The sequence below is a fragment of the uncultured Porphyromonas sp. genome (assembly GCF_938046015.1).
Classification (GTDB): domain Bacteria; phylum Bacteroidota; class Bacteroidia; order Bacteroidales; family Porphyromonadaceae; genus Porphyromonas.
Genome location: NZ_CALIXW010000045.1, coordinates 1 through 17,809, shown reverse-complemented (window position 1 = coordinate 17,809; position 17,809 = coordinate 1). Strand labels below are relative to the sequence as shown.

At 62.0% G+C, this 17,809-nt stretch carries 11 protein-coding genes; 7 read left to right on the top strand and 4 right to left on the bottom strand.

The window, feature by feature from the left end:
* Window positions 1–46 precede the first annotated feature (46 nt).
* The 7 genes from Q0248_RS06145 to Q0248_RS06115 all read left to right on the top strand — a co-directional run bounded on the left by Q0248_RS06145 (window position 47) and on the right by Q0248_RS06115 (window position 10,241).
* A complete protein-coding gene (locus tag Q0248_RS06145) occupies window positions 47–2,398 on the top strand; it encodes a transglycosylase domain-containing protein (protein ID WP_299320774.1) in 2,352 nt (783 codons plus the stop codon).
* 539 nt (window positions 2,399–2,937) lie between these two features.
* The gene (rsmH, locus tag Q0248_RS06140; protein ID WP_299320772.1) at window positions 2,938–3,858 is read left to right on the top strand and encodes a 16S rRNA (cytosine(1402)-N(4))-methyltransferase RsmH; all 921 of its coding nucleotides are present in this window, start codon (window positions 2,938–2,940) and stop codon (window positions 3,856–3,858) included.
* A 17-nt stretch (window positions 3,859–3,875) separates the two neighbouring features.
* Window positions 3,876–4,367 carry an FtsL-like putative cell division protein gene (locus Q0248_RS06135; protein ID WP_299320770.1) on the top strand — a complete coding sequence of 164 codons (492 nt, stop codon included), beginning with the start codon at window positions 3,876–3,878 and terminating at the stop codon, window positions 4,365–4,367.
* Between the two features lie 20 nt (window positions 4,368–4,387).
* Window positions 4,388–6,790 (top strand): penicillin-binding protein, encoded by a 2,403-nt coding sequence (locus Q0248_RS06130; RefSeq protein WP_299320768.1) that lies wholly within the window; start codon window positions 4,388–4,390, stop codon window positions 6,788–6,790.
* An 83-nt stretch (window positions 6,791–6,873) separates the two neighbouring features.
* Window positions 6,874–8,340 carry a UDP-N-acetylmuramoyl-L-alanyl-D-glutamate--2,6-diaminopimelate ligase gene (locus Q0248_RS06125; protein ID WP_299320767.1) on the top strand — a complete coding sequence of 489 codons (1,467 nt, stop codon included), beginning with the start codon at window positions 6,874–6,876 and terminating at the stop codon, window positions 8,338–8,340.
* Window positions 8,341–8,372: 32 nt separating this feature from the next.
* A complete protein-coding gene (gene mraY / locus Q0248_RS06120) occupies window positions 8,373–9,641 on the top strand; it encodes a phospho-N-acetylmuramoyl-pentapeptide-transferase (protein WP_299320765.1) in 1,269 nt (422 codons plus the stop codon).
* Window positions 9,642–9,656: 15 nt separating this feature from the next.
* A complete protein-coding gene (locus Q0248_RS06115; RefSeq protein WP_299320763.1) occupies window positions 9,657–10,241 on the top strand; it encodes a DUF3109 family protein in 585 nt (194 codons plus the stop codon).
* Between the two features lie 703 nt (window positions 10,242–10,944).
* Here the strand turns inward: Q0248_RS06115 and Q0248_RS06110 are convergent.
* The 4 genes from Q0248_RS06110 to Q0248_RS06095 form a co-directional block, all read right to left on the bottom strand.
* The gene (locus Q0248_RS06110) at window positions 10,945–13,374 is read right to left on the bottom strand and encodes an aspartate kinase (RefSeq protein ID WP_299320761.1); all 2,430 of its coding nucleotides are present in this window, start codon (window positions 13,372–13,374) and stop codon (window positions 10,945–10,947) included.
* A gap of 3 nt (window positions 13,375–13,377) precedes the next feature.
* A complete protein-coding gene (locus Q0248_RS06105) occupies window positions 13,378–14,325 on the bottom strand; it encodes an alpha/beta fold hydrolase (protein ID WP_299320760.1) in 948 nt (315 codons plus the stop codon).
* Entirely contained in the window at window positions 14,318–15,598 is a 1,281-nt protein-coding gene (locus Q0248_RS06100; RefSeq protein WP_299320758.1) for an O-acetylhomoserine aminocarboxypropyltransferase/cysteine synthase family protein, read from the bottom strand. The genes Q0248_RS06105 and Q0248_RS06100 overlap by 8 nt, the downstream gene beginning before the upstream one ends.
* A 718-nt stretch (window positions 15,599–16,316) precedes the next feature.
* Complete coding sequence (locus Q0248_RS06095) at window positions 16,317–17,546, bottom strand: FRG domain-containing protein (RefSeq protein ID WP_299320757.1); 1,230 nt, start codon at window positions 17,544–17,546, stop codon at window positions 16,317–16,319.
* Window positions 17,547–17,809 lie beyond the last annotated feature (263 nt).

Below are 17,809 nucleotides of genomic sequence, written 5' to 3'. Positions count from 1 at the left end.
CTCGGGTGCAGCCTAGCGCAGCAGGTACTATATATATAGGATATAGATGAAGGAAAAGATAAAATTAGGGCTGTGGCTGGCCTTCGGGCTGGCCTGGCTCGGGATCTTCGGCGGTATCTTCGCCATCTCGATGGGCTGGATAGGCTACCTGCCGCCCATCGAGCAGCTGCAGAACCCGATCGACAAGTACGCCTCGCAGATCCTGGCGTCCAATGGGGAGGTCATCGGCACCTTCGCCCACAGCGGCACCAACCGCACCCTCGTCGACTACAAGGACCTATCCCCTGAGCTCGTCAAGGCGCTCATCGCCACCGAGGACGTACGCTTCGAGGAGCACTCGGGCATAGACTTCAGGAGTCTGGCACGCGCTATCTTCAAGACTGGGATCCTGCAGCAGAAGAGCGCTGGCGGTGGGAGCACCATCTCCCAGCAGCTGGCCAAGATGCTCTACTCCCCACCGAGCTCCAACTTCTTCACCCGTATGATGAAGAAGCCCGTGGAGTGGGTCATCGCCGCCAAGCTGGAGCGCTACTACACCAAGAGCGAGATCTTGGCGATGTACCTCAATCAGTTCGACTTCCTCTACAACGCTGTGGGCATACGTAGCGCCGCCTTTACCTACTTCGGCAAGACGCCTGCGGAGCTCAACGTACAGGAGGCTGCCGTGCTCGTGGGCATGTGCAAGAACCCCACGATCTACAACCCCGTCCTGCGCCCCAATAGTCCCCTGCCGCTGGAGCGACGCAATACCGTCTTCCAGCAGATGCAGAAGGCAGGCTACCTGACAAGCGCCGAGGTCGACTCCCTCTCCCGCCTGCCGATACAGATCTCCTTCCACCGCGTCGACCACAAGCAGGGCATCGCACCTTACTTCCGCGAGCATCTGCGCAAGATCATGATGGCCGACAAGCCCGAGCGCAGCGACTACGCCTCCTGGCAGTACGACCGCTACCGCGACGACAGCATCCAGTGGGAGAAGAATCCCCTCTTCGGCTGGTGCAACAAGAACCGCAAGAAGGACGGCTCCCCCTACAATATCGACACCGACGGGCTGAAGATCTACACGACGATCTCCCCCGAGATGCAGCGCTACGCCGAGGAGGCTATGCGCGAGCACCTAGCGGACAATCTCCAGCCCGCACTGACTCGTGAGCGTCTGGCGCGTGGCGGCGATCCCTTCAGCACGAGCCTGACGCAGCAGCAGCGCGACGATATCCTGCGCCGCGCCATGAAGCAGTCCGACCGCTGGAAGCTCAATAAGGAGGACGGGCTGTCGGACGAGGAGATCCTCGCCCAGTTCCGCCGCAAGACTAAGATGCAGGTATGGTCGTGGAATGGTCTCCGCGATACGGTGATGACGCCCATCGACTCCATCCGCTACATGAAGGGCATCCTCCGCTCGGGCTTCATGGCGATGAACCCGCACAACGGACACGTGCTGGCCTACGTCGGGGGGATCAACTTCGGGCAGTTCCAGTACGACATGATCTCGGACGGACGCCGCCAGACGGGCTCGATCATCAAGCCCTACCTCTACTCCCTCACCATGGCCAACGGCTATTCGCCCTGTGACCAAGTGCTGCACGTACAGAAGAGCTACAAGCTCGAGAACGGCCAGTACTGGACGCCGCGCAATACCAACCACCGCCGCGTCGGTGAGATGGTCTCCATCCAGTGGGGGCTGCAGAACTCGGACAACTGGGTGACGGCCGAGCTGATGAGCCGCACCTCGACCAAGGAGTTCAAGCGTCTCTTGGAGAGCTTCGGCCTACGTGGCCCCATCGAGGAGGCTATGGCGATGTCCCTCGGGACGCCTGAGGCGACCGTCGGCGAGATGGTCTCGGGCTATACGACCTTCGTCAACGACGGCGTGCGCGTCGATCCGCTGATGGTCACGCAGATTGAGGATATGAATGGCAACATCGTGGCCACCTTCGCCCCACAGACGACCGAGGTCCTCGACCTCGACGCGGCGAGCAAGATGCTCTACATGCTCCAGAGCGTCGTCGCGGGTGGTACGGCGAGCCGCCTACGCTATGCCTTCGGCCTGGATATGCCCCTAGGGGGGAAGACGGGTACGACGCAGAACAACAGCGACACCTGGTTCGTGGGCTTCACACCCGACCTCGTGGCAGGCTGCTGGGTAGGCGGCGAAGAGCGCAGCGTCCGCTTCAACTCGATGAACTTCGGTCAAGGTGCCGCCGCTGCGCTTCCAATCTTCGGCCGCTTCCTCAAGAAGGTCTACAGCGACAAGTCGCTGGGCTACCTGACGGGTATCCCCTTCCGCATGCCGCAGGGCTTCTCCCCCTGTGGAGGCAACACGCAGGAGGCTGAGGCCGTCGAGGTCTTCGAGGGCGAAGGCGAGGGCAGCAGCTCCGACATACCTCCCGTAGAGTAGCCCCCGCCGCTCACAGACTTACTCCGCCTCACGTCCCGCCTAGAGGCGCCACTACCCGCAGCCACTTCCTCAGCTCGAGGGAGTGGCTGCTGTCGTATTGGGGGCTAGGTAAGGGAAGCCCACGCCCTGCCTTGAAGCCGCGGAAAGAGCTTCCTCCGATCTTGGTCTAAGGCTCAAGGTAAGCGCCCCTTAGCCTTACCCTAAGCCAGCACAAGTAAAGACAAGAAGCCACGCCCAAGGCCACCCAGCGAACAAGTCCGCAGAGGCACAGTGCGGCAGCGGCCTTACTCGAGCACCCTTGAGGGCTATCCCTCGCCAGCCTCACTGATAGCCCTCAGCCCCACCACGGATGCCCCTCAGCGGCCTGACTGATATCCCTCAGCACCCCTTACCCTATCCTCCAAGTGCGCCCCCTGCCTCTCGCCCCTCCACCGAGTAGCTAGGCGGAGGTAAACACGAGGGCGACACGCAGTCTCTGCGCTGCGTGGGCTGGCAGCAGCCTGCTAGTTTTCGTATCTTTGCAAGACATTGTAGCTATTATGAACATCGTACGCGCAGAAGACTATCATGTCCCCGTGATGCTCCAGGAGTGTCTCGAGGGGATGCAGCTAAGGCCTGAGGGCTGCTACGTGGATGTGACCTTCGGAGGCGGAGGACACTCGCGGGCTATACTGAAGGAGCTCCAGGGGGCAGGGATGCTCTACTCCTTCGACCAAGACCCTGACGCTGCAGCGCGTGCTCCCCAGCAGCCTTGCTTCACCTTCATCGCCAGCAATTTCCGCCACCTCGCCCGCTTCATGGACTACTACGACCGACTGGAACAGGTGGACGCTATCCTTGCGGATCTCGGCGTGTCCTCGCATCACTTCGACGCGATGGAGCGTGGCTTCAGCTTCAGGGACGAGACGCCCCTGCTGGATATGCGCATGAATAATAGGGCTGGCCTCAGTGCCCGTGACCTCCTGAATAGCTACGAGGAGGAGCAGCTGGCCGACGTCCTCTACCGCTACGGCGAGCTCAAGCAGAGCCGCAGCCTAGCCAAGCTCATCGTCAAGGCGCGCTCTGTCGCCCCGCTGCAGACGGTCGGCGATCTCATCGCTGCCCTACGCCCGGCCCTGCGCCCCGACCAAGAGAAGAAGCTGCTGGCTTGCATCTTCCAGGCCCTGCGCATCGAGGTCAACGGCGAGCTCAAGGCCCTCGAGGAGCTCCTCGAGGCTTCGCTCCGCGTGCTACGCCCCGGCGGTCGCCTCGTCGTGATGACCTACCACTCGCTGGAGGATCGCATCGTGAAGAACTTCCTCAAGGGGACGGACGACTCGGCCGAGGCACAGATCTACGGCACCGCCCGTAGCGCCTGGCGCCTCATCACCCGCAAGCCCCTCGTAGCCTCCGCCGAAGAGCTGGAGCGCAACCCCCGCTCCCGCAGCGCCAAGCTACGCATAGCCGAACGTATCCGCTAAGCCCACCCCGATCCCCGATGAACGCTACCGCCCAGCCCAGCAGCGACGAGCGCGACCAGATGCGCGCCCCCTACCTCCAGGAGCATGAGCCCTCCCTAGAGGAGTCCCTTGACGACGCCGCCGACCGCCTCTCTGGTGAAGAGGACGAGGCCGACGGCGAGATCCCCAGCTCGGGCTGGGAGACCCTCGAGGGCAACCTACTGGCACATCCGCGGGCTCGCTACTGGCTCAAGGTGGCAGGCTTCTACCTCATCTGCGGTATCGCCTGCGTCCTATGGACCTACCACTTCAGCAGCCAGACGCAGCAGCTCGACCGCCTAGAGCGCCAGCTCAAGGATATACGCTTCCGCTCGCTCTTCATCTCCTCCGAGCTCATCAAGAGCACCCACATCGACAACATCACCCAGCGCGTGACGGACTACCAGCTGCCGCTCGTACCCGCCACCAAGCCGCCCTATCAGCTCATTGACTCGGGACAGTTCCCAGTCCCCAGCCCCGAGGCGAAGTAGCCCCCTCCCCGCAGTACACTATGTGGTCCAAAGTCCTCATCTTCCTCCAGCAGCTCATCCAGCTACTCCGCAACCTGCGCGCCTGGCTCTGGGCTAGGCTCAGCCCGCTACTTGCCCGCCTGCTCGCCCCCTTCTGCCGCTACGAGGTAGAGACGCTCAAGGGGCGCCGTCTCGTCTGGGACTTCTATCCCATCGTGATGGCGGGCTTCACCCTGCTCTTCGTCGGGATCATCATCTACGTGATCCGCTTCTCCTACTCCAGCGAGGGAGCACGCTACCGAGCTGCTGCTGAGCGTGTGCAGCGTGAGAAGCGTGTGCAGGATCTCCCCCTGCGCGGCTCCATCCTCGCCTGCGACGAGCGCCCTGTGGCCGTCACGACCCCCGTATATCGCCTGGGGCTGGACTTCCTCTCTGAGCCGCTCAAGGTGCTCTACGCGCCCCTGCCCACGGGCAAGACACACCAGGACTCCCTCGAGCGTGCCAAGTACTACGCCACACGGCAGGAGCTCGACTACGGACTGGATCGCCTAGCGGTACTCATCGACAGCATCTACGACCTCAAAGCGCATGGCCTCACCCGTCAGCAGCTCAAGGCGCGCTGGCGCAAAGGGCTAGAGCAGCGTAAGCGTGGTCTACCCGTCATCAATCTGGACGTCAGCTACCAGCAGTACCAGATCCTGATGGCCTCCTCCCCCTTCGCGCCGAAGATCATCAAGAACAAGCGCGTCCCCAGCCTCCTCTCCAAGATGATCATCAGCACCGAGCGTACCAAGCGTATCTACCCTTTCGGTTCGCTCGCCTACCGCACCATCGGCCAGCTGCAGCCCTCGGGGGAGAACAATATCTCCAAGGGTAAGAGCGGCCTGGAGCTCCGCTACGACTACCTCCTGCGTGGCCGTATCGGCTCGGCACGACGCGTCTACTACGGCAATAGCTACCGCCGTATCGTCGACGAGCCCGCCCTCGACGGCGCCGACATCGTCACCAACCTCGACATGGACATCCAGAGCATCGTGGAGCACTCCCTACGCGAGCAGCTGCAGCAGCTGGAGGCCGAGAGCGGCACCGTCGTGCTCATGGAGGTCAAGACGGGCAAGATCGTCGCCATCTCCAACCTCGAGCAGGTCAAGCGCAGCCCAGGCACCTACAGCGAGTCGGTCAATATGGCCATGACCAACAAGGCCGAGCCGGGCTCGACCTTCAAGGTTGCCTCCATGATGGTGGCCCTGGACGATGGGATCGTCCGCCCCAATGACACGATAGACGTCGGCAACGGCCTCTGGCCGCATGAGGGCCGCGTCGTGCGTGACCACAACGCTGACAAGGGCGGCTACGGACGTATCTCCGTGGCGCAGACCATCATCAAGTCCAGCAACGTAGGGGTCGCCAAGATCATCGTCAAGGGCTATAAGGACAAGCCCGACGAGTACGTCGAGAAGATCCGCAGGCTCGGCTTCGGCTTCAACTTCCAGAAGGAGGTCGACCTGCAGGGCGTGGAGCGGGCCTCCGTGCGCAAGCGCTCCGACAACCCCAACCGCTGGTACAACACCACGCTGGCGTGGATGTCCTACGGCTACGAGACGCAGATCCCCCCGATCTATACGCTGGCTTTCTTCAACGCCATCGCCAACGGTGGACGCTACATGCGCCCCTACTTCGTCTCCGAGATACGCCGCCGCGACAGCCTCACCCAGCACATCGAGCCCAAGGTGCTCAAGGAGCGCATCTGTAAGCCCGAGACGCTGCAGGCGATCCAGGAGATGCTGCGCCGTGTCGTCACCGAGGGCACGGGGAAGAAGGCGCGCTCGGCCTACGTCGCCATCAGCGGCAAGAGTGGCACGGCTCAGCTCTCGGGCAAGCACGGCTACCGCGACTCGCTGGGGCAGGTGCGCCACCAGGTATCCTTCTGCGCCTACTTCCCCTCCGAGGCACCTCGCTACTCCTGCATCGCCGTGATTCGTGCTCCATCGCCTCGCTACAGCGCAGGTGGGGGGGTAATGGCCGCCCCCATCATCCGCCGCATCGCCGAGAGCCTCGTAGCGCTGGAGAAGCCCCGCCCGCTGGACTCCCTCCCCCGCTCGGCCTCGCCTCTGGCCTATACGCGCCATATCGCCGCAGGCCGCACGGAGCCCCTCCTGGAGCTCCTCGAACAGATGGGACTCCCCGCCCCGCAGCTCGGGGCGAAGGCTCCCGCCTACATCCGCATTGATTCGGCTGCTCGCATCTCGGCGCTGCCACTAGCGGCGCAGGGCATCCCTGACCTCAGGGGCATGAGCGCTATGGACGCCGTCTACCTCCTGCGCAGCCGCGGCTACCGCGTGCAGCTCATCGGGGCGGGGAACGTCACGGGCCAAAGCATCCCAGCAGGTACAGCCGCAGCCCGAGGCAGCGAAATCGTCCTCCAGCTCGGCTACGAGGCCTAGCCCAGCGCCGCCTCTCGCCCTCCGAGCAGCCGTCCTCACTTGCCCTCTCCGAAGGGCCTCACAATAGACAGACCAAGCATCAGATGATACTCTCCCAGCTACTGGCGCACCTCGACTACCGTACGAGCGCCAGCCCCGAGCAACTCGAGACGCTCGAGGTCACTAGCGTCACCGACGACTCCCGCAGCGTCATCCCAGGCAGCCTCTTCGTCGCCCTGCAGGGCGTTCACGTCGATGGCAATAGCTTCATCCCCAAGGCGGTGGAGGCAGGCGCCCGCGTCTGTGTCGTCCAGCAGCTCCCCGCCGAGCAGCTCCCCGGCGTCCTCTACATAGAGGTCGCTTCAACCGCTGAGGCCCTCGGCCTCCTCTCCGCAGCCTGGCACGGCTACCCTGCCGAGCAGCTCCAGGTCATCGGCGTCACGGGGACGAATGGCAAGACGACCATCGCCACCCTCCTCTGGCGCCTCTTCCGCAGCCTCGGCTACAAGGCCGGCCTACTGAGCACCGTGTGCAACTACATCGACGCTGAGCCCGTCCCCTCGACCCACACGACGCCCTCGGCACCGCAGCTGCAGGCGCTCCTGGCGCGTATGCTCGCCGCAGGCTGTACGCACGTCTTCATGGAGGTCAGCTCCCATGCTATGGCGCAGCGCCGCGTAGCGGGGATCCCCTTCCGCGGCGGGATCTTCACGAACCTCACCCGCGATCACCTCGACTACCACGGCAGCGTGCAGGAATACCTCAAGGCCAAGAAGAGCTTCTTCGATGGACTGCCCAAGGGTGCCTTCGCCCTAAGCAATGCCGACGACAAGAACGGCTCCGTGATGCTGCAGAATACTGCCGCTACGCGCTACAGCTACGCCCTGCGCGCCGCTGCCGACTACCGCAGCCGCATCCTCGAGAGCTACCCCTACGGCACGCTCATCGAGCTCGAGGGACAGGAGCTGCTCGTCCAGCTGGTCGGCGAATTTAACGTCTACAACGTCCTGGCCGTCTACGCCGCAGCGCGCCTCCTGGGCCTAGAGCGCAGCGAGGTGCTGGTGGCGCTCAGCCAGCTCACGGCTGTCGACGGGCGCTTCCAGACGCTGCTCTCCCCGCGCGGCTACGTCGCCGTCGTCGACTACGCCCACACGCCCGATGCTCTACTGAATGTGCTCGAGACCATCGAGGAGCTGCGGCCTAAGGGCGCCCGTATCCTCTGCGTCGTCGGCTGTGGCGGTGACCGCGACAAGGGCAAGCGTCCCCAGATGGCTCAGGTAGCCGCCCAGCACTCCGACCGCCTGATCCTCACCTCCGACAATCCCCGCAGTGAGGACCCGCTAGCTATCCTGGCGGATATGAAGGCAGGCCTCAGTCCCGAGGATCTGGCCCATACACTGGTCATCGCCGACCGTGCCGAGGCCATACGCACAGCCACGATGCTCGCCGAGCCCGGGGATATGATCCTCGTCGCGGGCAAGGGGCATGAGACCTATCAGGAGATCGCGGGCGTACGTCATCACTTCGACGACAGAGAGATCCTGCAGGGACAGTTCGCCACCGAAGCATAAGCCACACACCTACTCCTCTAAGCATTTAGCCTATGATTTATCACCTCTTTGCCTACCTCACGAGCCAAGGCTACAGCTCGACGATCGCACGCCTGATGAGCTATGTCTCGGTACGCGTAGGCCTAGCGGTCATCCTCGCACTCCTGATCAGCACCATCTGGGGGGGGCGTATGATCAAGTACCTCCAGCGCAAGCAGATCGGTGAGCTGGTACGTGACCTCGGCCTCGAGGGCGAGCAGCAGAAGAAGGGCACCCCCACCATGGGCGGTATCATCATCCTGCTCTCCATCCTCATCCCCACGCTCCTCTTCGCTCGGCTGGACAACATCTACATCCAGCTGATGATCATCACCACGCTGCTGATGGGGCTGCTGGGCTTCGCCGACGACTATATCAAGGTCTTCAAGAAGGACAAGAACGGCCTGAAGGAGCACTACAAGATCCTCGGGCAGCTGCTCCTCGGGCTCATCGTCGGCGTCACGCTCTACCTCAGCCCCAACGTCGTCATCAAGCGCAATAGCGAGGTCGTCCGTGAGGGGAATGCCCGTGAGATCCGCTTCGAGACCACCGATAGCAAAAGCCTCGAGACGACCATCCCGGGCTTCAAGAACAACAACCTCGACTATGCCGAGCTCATCCCCCTAGGCGATAGCGACACGCGCAAGCTCATCGGCGTGGGTATCTTCATCATCATGACCGTAGGTGTGGTGATGCTCCTCTCCAACGGCGTCAACCTCACCGACGGCGTCGACGGCCTGGCCTCGGGCAGCTCCGCCATCGTGGGGCTCGTCCTCGGCATCCTGGCCTACGTCTCCAGCCACCACGACATGGCGGGCTACCTCAATACGATGTTCATCCCCGGCGCCGAGGAACTGGTGATCTTCGCCGCCACCTTCGTCGGGGCGACCCTCGGCTTCCTCTGGTACAATTCCTACCCTGCGCAGGTCTTCATGGGCGACACGGGCAGCCTGGCCCTCGGGGGGATCATCGGCGTCTTCGCCATCGTCATCCGCAAGGAGCTACTGCTCTTCATCCTCTGCGGGGTCTTCATCGCGGAGTTCGGCTCCTCCTTCATCCAGCGCTTCTACTTCAAGTTCACCCGCCTGACCCGCGGCAAGGGGCAGCGCGTATTCAAGATGGCGCCCCTGCACCACCACTTCCAGCTGCCTGGCGGTGCCGCCACTGAGGCCCTCTGGAAGCGTCCTGTGCAGAAGGTCCCCGAGGCGAAGCTGACGATGCGCTTCTGGCTCATCGGCATCATCCTCGCCGTGCTGACCATCGTCTCGATGAAGATCCGCTAGCCCTCGCACCACGCTATGTATCAGATAGAGGATAAGATCGTCAGCCAGGACATCTTCGACGTGCTCTTCGCCTGCGACTACGCCAAGTGCAAGGGCATCTGCTGCGTCGAGGGCGACAGCGGGGCTCCGCTGGAGGCGGGCGAACGGGAGCAGCTGGAGCGCTACCTGCCCGAGGTCAAGCACCTCCTCTCGCCCGCGGCGCTCGCCGTCATCGAGGCTCAGGGCGTCAGCTACCTCGATGAGGACGGCGACGAGGTGACCTCCATCGTGGGCGGCAAGGACTGCGTCTTCACCACCTACGACGCCGAGGGCAACTGTCAATGTGCCTTCGAGAAGGTCTACTACGAGGGCAAGACCGACTGGATCAAGCCCATCAGCTGCCAGCTCTACCCCATCCGCCTGACCAAGTACCGCGACTTCACCGCCGTCAACTACCACAAGTGGTCGGTCTGCAAGTGTGCCCTCAAGCGCGGCAAGAGCCTTGGCCTGCCCGTCTACCGCTTCCTCGAGGGGCCGCTGGTGCGCGCCTTCGGCCGCGAATGGTACCAGCAGCTCGAGGAGGTCGCCGCCCTCATCAAGGAGGAGCAGATGGGCGACTAGCCGCAGGCAGCGATCGCTCGGCACGCGACCAAGCACTACCTACAGATCAAGCCCCACTGGGTGAGCACCTCAATCGAGGAGCCTTCCCAGTGGGGCTTGCCCTTGCCTCCGTCCTGCTGCGCAGGCCGAAGGGAGCGCGGTCCAAGCAGCCCCGCCGCGGGACGACCGTCCTGCCCGAGCGCCGCGAGACTTATCCCTCAGCGCACTGACGGATATCCCTGACGCCCCTGACTGCCGTCCCTCAGCGCCTTGACTGATGTTCCTCAGCAACCCTCCACCTATACCAGCACCCCGCCGAGCCCGATACCGCCCCTCGATCACCTAAAGTTGGGGCGAGAGCTACGGTCGCCCCGATCATCTGAAGCAAGAATAGGAGCATATCCCTTGGTGGACTAGCAAGGGATAGGACAGACTAATTAGCTGGCCTTACTTGCGACCAGCCACAGCAAATAGGAGAAGCCCCAACGGGGCGCCCCTTTCAAAGCCCAGGGTGCGCAGCCCTGCAAGGGCGACCAAACCCTGGGTAGTCAGGGGCAATAAGGATAAAGCCCTACAGGGGCGATCCACAAGACGATCGTGGCGACGAAGAAGGACGACGACAGTAGCCATAAAGGGCTAGCCCCACCAGGGAGACTCCTCACGCGAGGAGCGTCCCTGGTGGGGCTGGCTCTTTACTTCAACCTCGCTCGAGGAAACTAGCGTGCTAGCTCTCGTAGCCCTCGGCGAGCCTCAAGACATCGCCAAAGACGCCGCGCGCCGTGACCACAGCCCCTGCGCCCGCGCCCTGAATGACGATGGGCTGGCTGCCGTAGCTCTCCGTGTAGATCTCGAAGCAGCTATCCGCGCCACGTACCCTCCCTAGGGGCGAATCGCGCCGAACACGCCTCAGGCCTGCCGACAGATGTGCCTCACCCCGCTGGCCATCCCAGACGATGTCGCCGACGTAGCGCAACACTTCGTCCGGGGCGCAGGCGGCACGCTCGGCCTCAATAGCCTGCTCCAGCTCCTCGAAGCGCTGCCAGAAGTCCTCTAGGCTCAGCTCCCCGAGGGCCTCGGGCACGGGATTAACCCAGTCGACATCCCCTAGCTCGGCCGCTACATCCAGCTCTCGGACGAGGATGAGCACCTTGCGTGCCACATCCTCCCCACTGAGGTCCTCACGCGGGTCGGGCTCGGTGAGCCCCAGGCGCGCCGACTCCTCGACGACCGCCCGCAGCGTGAGGCTGGGATCCTCCCCGAGGCGGTTGAAGATATAGCTGAGGCTCCCCGAGAAAAGCCCGTGGATGCGGGTGATCTGCTCGCCCGCCAGGTGCAGCAGCTTGAGGTTGTCGATCAGCGGGAGGCCCGCGCCGACATTCGTCTCATAGCGATAGCTGCGGCGGTGCAGCTGCAGGGTCTGTCGAAGATAGAGGTAGTCGGCGTAGGGGGCGATGTTGGAGCGCTTGTTGGAGGAGACGATATCGAAGCCGTAGCTAGCGAAGAAGGGATAGAGGGAGGCAATGTAGCTAGAGGCCGTGTTGTCCACGAGGATCATGTTCTCCAGCGCATGGCTCTGTCCGTAGTCTACGAGCTGCTCCTCTAGGAGGCCCTCCTGCGCACACTCCTCGAGGCGCTCCTCCCAGCCCAGGCCTATGCCCTCAGCGTCGAGGAGCAGGTGGCGCGAGTCGGCGATGGCGAAGATCCTCAGGTCGATATGCTTCTGCTCCCTGAGCTGCTCGCGCTGCTCGATGAGCTGCCCAATGAGCGCACCGCCGACGGTGCCGTGGCCGATGATGGCCAGGTGGACGCGCTTCGGACGCTCGAAGAGCTCACCGTGGATGACCTTGAGCGCCTTCGCCCGCTCCTGCTCCGTCACCACGAGGCAGAGGGTATTGTCAGGCACCGTATTGCTCAGCAGGATGGGCAGCACCCTATTGCGTACCAGCGCACGGTAGGGGCGGTCGAACTCCAGCAGGTTCAGCCCGATGATGGCAACCACCGCCAACCCCTTCTCGGCATAGATACGCGTCGTGCGCCCCTCGATGAGGTCCTGGCGGAACTCCGTCTTCAGCGCCTCCACCGCACGATCTGCGTCCCCCTCTGCCACGACGATGGCCGTGCCGCGCTCCGTAGAGCCCTGCGATACCAGCCCCGCACTGACATCGGCGTCACGCAGCGCGCCGAAGATACGTGCATCGACCCCCGAATGCCCCAGCATATTGCGCCCCTCGAAGTGGATGAGCGCTCGGCGCGACTGCGAGGCTAGAGCGCGGACCACCTTGCGGCGTGGCTGCGAGGTCACCAGCGTACCTCCCGTGCCGCTGCCGTAGCAGAAGGTACTGAGCACACGCAGCGGGATGTCCTTAGCCTGCAGTGGCTCGATGGTCTTGGTGTGAAGGATCTCGGCGCCGAATTGTGCCAGCTCGGCGGCGTCGCCATAGGAGAGCTCGTCGATACGGCGCACCTCGGGGACGAGCTCGGGATTGGCCGTATAGATGCCATCGACATGGGTATAGTTCTCCATCAGCGAGGCGTCGAGGAAGTTCGCCAGCAGGGCGGCGCTGTAGTTGCTGCCGTTGCGTCCCAGCGTCGTACGTAGCCCCGCAGCATCCCGAGCGATGAAGCCCGTGACGATGGGGATAGCCCCCTCGGGCAGGCGGCCGAAGAGCTCGACGCAGCGCCCACGGGAGCGCTCTAGGTCGACGGCTGCAGCACCGTATTGGCTATCGGTAACGAAGAAGTCCCCCGCGTCGATGGCGCGGGCATCGTAGCCCTGCCGTCCCAGCAGGTGCGCCAGGTACTGCACCGAGAGCAGTTCGCCGTAGCTGACGAGCTCGTCCCTAAGGCGTGCGCTGCACTCGCGGACAAGGGCGATGCCCGTCAGGAGCTGCGACAGCCGCTGCCGCTCGGGGTAGAAGGCCAGCGCCGTCCCCGCCACCTGGTGCTCCCAGAAGCGCTCCAGCGCCGCGGCAAAGTCCTCCCCGCGTACGGCCTGATCAATCAGTGCCAGCAGCGCATCCGTGCTGCCCCCACGCGCCGAGACCACGACCACAGGCCGCTCTCCACGCTGGTAGCTGTCGATGATGATCTCTTGGACCCGTGCTATACCAGCACCATTATCGAGGGACTTACCCCCGAACTTCAATACCTTCATAAGCTAGCGAGCGAAATAAGGGCGGAGCAGAGCGTTGAGCTGCTCGTACTCCATGAGGAAGGCGTCATGGCCGTGGATCGAGTGGATGACGTCGAGCGTCACCCCCGGCCGCAGCGCAGCGAGCGTGCGGTAGGTCGCCTCGGCGCGGTCATGCGTGAAGAGTAGATCGCTGTCGATCGAGACGATATGGATGTTCGAGGCGATGCGCGCCAGCTCGGCAGCCTCCTGGCAGACGCCGATGCTGTAGGTCAGGTAGGTCATCACCCCATAGGCGGAGAGGAGGAAGCGCTCCTTGAGGCGGTCGCCGTGATAGCGTAGCCAGCTCTCTACCTTGTAGCAGCTGCCCTCCTCATCCAGCTGGCTGGCGAAGCGCGCATTGAGCGACTGCGGCGTGCGGTAGCAGGCCATAGCATGAATGCGTGCGTCCCTCAGCGGGTCGGAGGAGTTGGCCAGGATCTGCCGCTGGATGAGCGTCTGCGTCAGCAGCCAGTCCGAGGCACGCCAGTCCGAGGCGATCGGGACAATGTGCCGCGCCAGATGTGGACGCAGGTAGGCCAGCTGCCAGGTCAGCGCCCCGCCCATAGAGCCGCCTACGATGGCGTAGAGCTCGGCGATCCCCAGTGCCTCGAGGCCCTGCAGGATGAGGCGGGCGACATCCAGGAGCGTGAAGCGCTCGGGATCCTCGCACAGCTCACCGTCGTAGCCGTTGCCCGGGATGTTGAAGGCGAGGATGGTGTACACCTCGGGAGAGATCGCCCCCTCGGGACTGACGAGGCGATTCCACCAGCCCTGCTCCCCCGCTACGGACGAATTGCCCGTGAGGGCGTGGTTGACCAGCACGATGGGGGCTGTCCCCAGTGCTGGCCCAGCGAGCTCGTAGCTCAGGCGCAGCACGGGGTGCAGCTCTCCACGCTCGGAGCGGTAGTCCCTGATCTCTAGGTAGCTAAGCATGCGCTCCTGATGCCGCCAGAGCCTGCTTGATATCGGCCTTGAGGTCCTCGACATCCTCCAGCCCGATGGAGAGGCGTACCAGCTCGGGGCTCACCCCTGCGCTCTGCTGCTGCTCGGGGCTCAGCTGGCGGTGTGTCGTGCTACTGGGGTGGATGATGAGCGACTTCGTATCGCCGAGGTTGGCCACGATGCGGAAGATCTTCGTACTATCGACGAAGGCCTTGGCAGGCTCGTAGCCGCCCTTGAGCCCGAAGGTGATGATGGCACCGAAGCCCCCCTTGAGATAGCGGCTGCAGATCTCGTGGGAGCTATCTGTCTCCAGCCCAGGGTAGTGGATCCACTCCACCTCAGGCTGCTCCTGCAGCCAGCGGGCGATCTTGAGCGCGCTGGCCGAGACCTCGCGGATGCGCAGGGCGAGCGTCTCCAGTCCCTGCAGGACGAGGAAGCTATTGGTCGGGCTGATGCAGCCCCCGAGGTCGCGTAGCCCCTCGACACGAGCCCGTGCGATGAAGGCGGCAGGGCCGAAGGCCTCACTGTAGACGAGCCCGTGATAGCCGGGGCTGGGCTCGGTGAAGTCGGGGAACTTACCATTCGTCCAGTCGAACTTCCCCGAGTCGATGACCGCACCGCCCATCGCGGTACCGTTGCCACAGAAGTACTTCGTCAGCGAATAGATGACGATATCCGCCCCGTGCTCGATGGGCTTGAAGAGGATAGGCGTCAGTGTGTTATCCACCACCAGCGGCAGGCCATGTGCGTGGGCGATGTCCGCCACGGCACGGATGTCGACAAAGTCTAGCTTAGGGTTCCCCAGCGTCTCGGTATAGACCAGCCTAGTCGTGGGCAGGATGGCTGCCTCGAAGGCCTTGGGGTCACTGGCATCGACGAAGGACGTCGTGATCCCGAGGCGAGGGAGCGTGACACTCAGCAGATTGTACGTCCCCCCATAGACGCTGGAGGAGGCGACGATATGATCTCCCGCACGCAGCAGCGTGAGGATGGTCGTGGAGATGGCGCTCATACCACAGGCGGTAGCGATCGCCCCGACCCCGCCTTCGATAGCTGCCAAGCGCTGCTCCAGTACGTCGGTCGTGGGATTATTGAGGCGCGTATAGAGGTAGCTGGCCTCTGCGAGGTCGAAGACACGAGCCGCGTGGTCGCAGCTCTCGAAGGTGAAGGCATTGCCCTGATAGATGGGTACGGAGGTAGTGCCGAGGTTCTGGGAGGGCTCGAAGCCTGCGTGTAGTGCTTCTGTCGTAGCGTTCGTCGTCATTGTCGTCTGTGATTAGGAGGGGTGAATAAGCTAGGTCTATATAAGCAGACAGGCCGCTGCCACTCTGATGTGTGCAACGGCCTGTCGGTATATCTCTAGGAGGAGCAGTGCTAGGAGCGCTCGGGGTACACGACAGCCGATGCAGACATCATCTGCATCATCATCATGTACATCGTAGCCTTCATCTTAGTTCTTGTCCTTTTTGTCTGCTATCTATACGGCAAAGGTAGTATAAAATTTGTAAAGAACAAATCCGCACGCGCCGCCCCTCCGTCCCCAGCTCGCTCTCCCCTAAGGCAAGCCCTCCCGCTCCCCTCCTCAGCGCCCTCCTCCCCTTCAAGCTACGCCGCCTAGCCCAATCCACGCTTAGCGAGCCCGCCCAGCACAGACCGCAAAGGCGCAAGACGAAAAGCACAAGGCGGAAAGCCAAGGAGACAAAAGCTACGATAAGAAGAGCAAGCGGATACCAAGCTAAGGATACAAGCGTGGCAGCCCTGTCCGAGCCCCGCGAGGGCTAGCCCTCAGCCTCCTGACTGATATCCCTCAGACACCCCTCCCCTATACTCGCCTAGCGCTACAGCTTACTCGACCCTCTGCCTCAGCTAAGGACAGGGCAAGCCGAGCGCTGTCCTGCAGCGCACGAAAGCAAGCCACTTCATAAAGCCTGCACCGAGCCCCGCATTCTTCTTCTAGAATGCACTTCAGCCGCTGGCTAGCCTTAGAGAAGGTAGCGCTGCTTCAACTCCTTGGCATACTGCTCAATACCAGGATAGATATACGAGTCCGTTATCCCGAGATTTGCCAGCTCCTTACGAATCGTATCCTTCTTATCACTCGGGATAATGAACTTCCGCTTGATCCACTCCTCTGGCACCTTAGGCCCCTTCCTCTTGTGTACATATAATGGTCCCCAAGACCCATCCTCCTCCTGCTGTGAATATAGCCCTAAGCCGAACAGTAAGAAGGCGCCTGATTGATTCGTAATACGTTGGTTGCCATACTTGGCCTTAACTAAGAAGATACTCACCAAATCGTAAGGCTGAATCAAAGGCTGGAAATGAGGTTTCTCCCCCCTGATTTGGTGGAGCAAGCCAGCAGCCTTCGCCTGTTCATTGAAGGCTTGCAGATATGAAGCTTGCCAAGAAGACCATGAAGTCTTCAATAGGATGCGTCGCCAAAGCTCATCTAACCAAGAATCAACTCCCTTATATGGATCCTTACTGCTGAAATAAGCTGGTGACAGGGGTTCTCCTGATGCCATGAGCTTGGCCAAATACTTATTCCGAATACTATTTACATCCGGGAGAGGCAGCCCAGAATAAAAAAGTAGCATAAATTGGCCTATACACAGCGCCTCATGCAGACAGCACTTTTCCAAGTCCTCGGGGGGTAGCTCATCACTTAAAGCGCCATAAAAAGACCCTTCCGAAGCAGGGCCAAGATAGAGAAAGAAGAATAAGTCCTTAGACGCACACTTTGCTAGGTTAGCCAACACGGAGACTGTGTCGCTATCATAATGCTTAACCTTTTGCTCTGATACTGCTAAGTGATAGACGGCCCCATCAGCAGGATGGGGCGTAGCCTCGTCACAAGCAAAATACAAGGCTACAAGCGGGTTCATCGTCACATCGAGGAGGCGAGTAGGCAGGCCGTAATGCTGCATCTGCACCAAATGATCTAAGGCAGATCGGCATTCAGAGAAGCTCTGCGGCTCATGCGCGACCATATCCCGAAATAGCCGATGCTCCACTTCAGGGCCATCAGGTGTCCTCAAGATCGAGGGTATGAGCTCCCAACCCTCGTCCGCATGACCTCTATAAAAGGTCTCGGTATCTTCTTCTCTATCAAGCCCTGCAAGCCGTGCCACAAACTCAGCGGCTGACTTCACGACGATCTCCTTTGCCTCGGAGGGAGCTGTAGGGCTGCTGCTAGCAACTTCGGTATCCATATTCATGGGGATGAGGATTAAGTCTTAGGGACTTTACTTAGTGTCAGTGCGTATAAAAGATAAGGGCGGTAACAGCACTCGCTACTACCGCCCTGTGAGGTGAGAACATTGATATGACAGCAGAAGGTAGCACGCGCGCTAAAGGTCCAAAACCTAACACATCTATACGTACATACTACACTAACTATACTAAAGCCCATTTTCAGAACTCCAGAAAGGAGGTGTTCCAGCCGCACCTTCCGGTACGGCTACCTTGTTACGAC

Coding starts and splice junctions, on each gene's coding strand:
- Q0248_RS06145 (WP_299320774.1), top strand. CDS start 47: ATGAAGGAAAAGATAAAATTAGGGCTGTGGCTGGCCTTCGGGCTGGCC.
- rsmH (WP_299320772.1), top strand. CDS start 2,938: ATGAACATCGTACGCGCAGAAGACTATCATGTCCCCGTGATGCTCCAG.
- Q0248_RS06135 (WP_299320770.1), top strand. CDS start 3,876: ATGAACGCTACCGCCCAGCCCAGCAGCGACGAGCGCGACCAGATGCGC.
- Q0248_RS06130 (WP_299320768.1), top strand. CDS start 4,388: ATGTGGTCCAAAGTCCTCATCTTCCTCCAGCAGCTCATCCAGCTACTC.
- Q0248_RS06125 (WP_299320767.1), top strand. CDS start 6,874: ATGATACTCTCCCAGCTACTGGCGCACCTCGACTACCGTACGAGCGCC.
- mraY (WP_299320765.1), top strand. CDS start 8,373: ATGATTTATCACCTCTTTGCCTACCTCACGAGCCAAGGCTACAGCTCG.
- Q0248_RS06115 (WP_299320763.1), top strand. CDS start 9,657: ATGTATCAGATAGAGGATAAGATCGTCAGCCAGGACATCTTCGACGTG.
- Q0248_RS06110 (WP_299320761.1), bottom strand. CDS start 13,374: ATGAAGGTATTGAAGTTCGGGGGTAAGTCCCTCGATAATGGTGCTGGT.
- Q0248_RS06105 (WP_299320760.1), bottom strand. CDS start 14,325: ATGCTTAGCTACCTAGAGATCAGGGACTACCGCTCCGAGCGTGGAGAG.
- Q0248_RS06100 (WP_299320758.1), bottom strand. CDS start 15,598: ATGACGACGAACGCTACGACAGAAGCACTACACGCAGGCTTCGAGCCC.
- Q0248_RS06095 (WP_299320757.1), bottom strand. CDS start 17,546: ATGGATACCGAAGTTGCTAGCAGCAGCCCTACAGCTCCCTCCGAGGCA.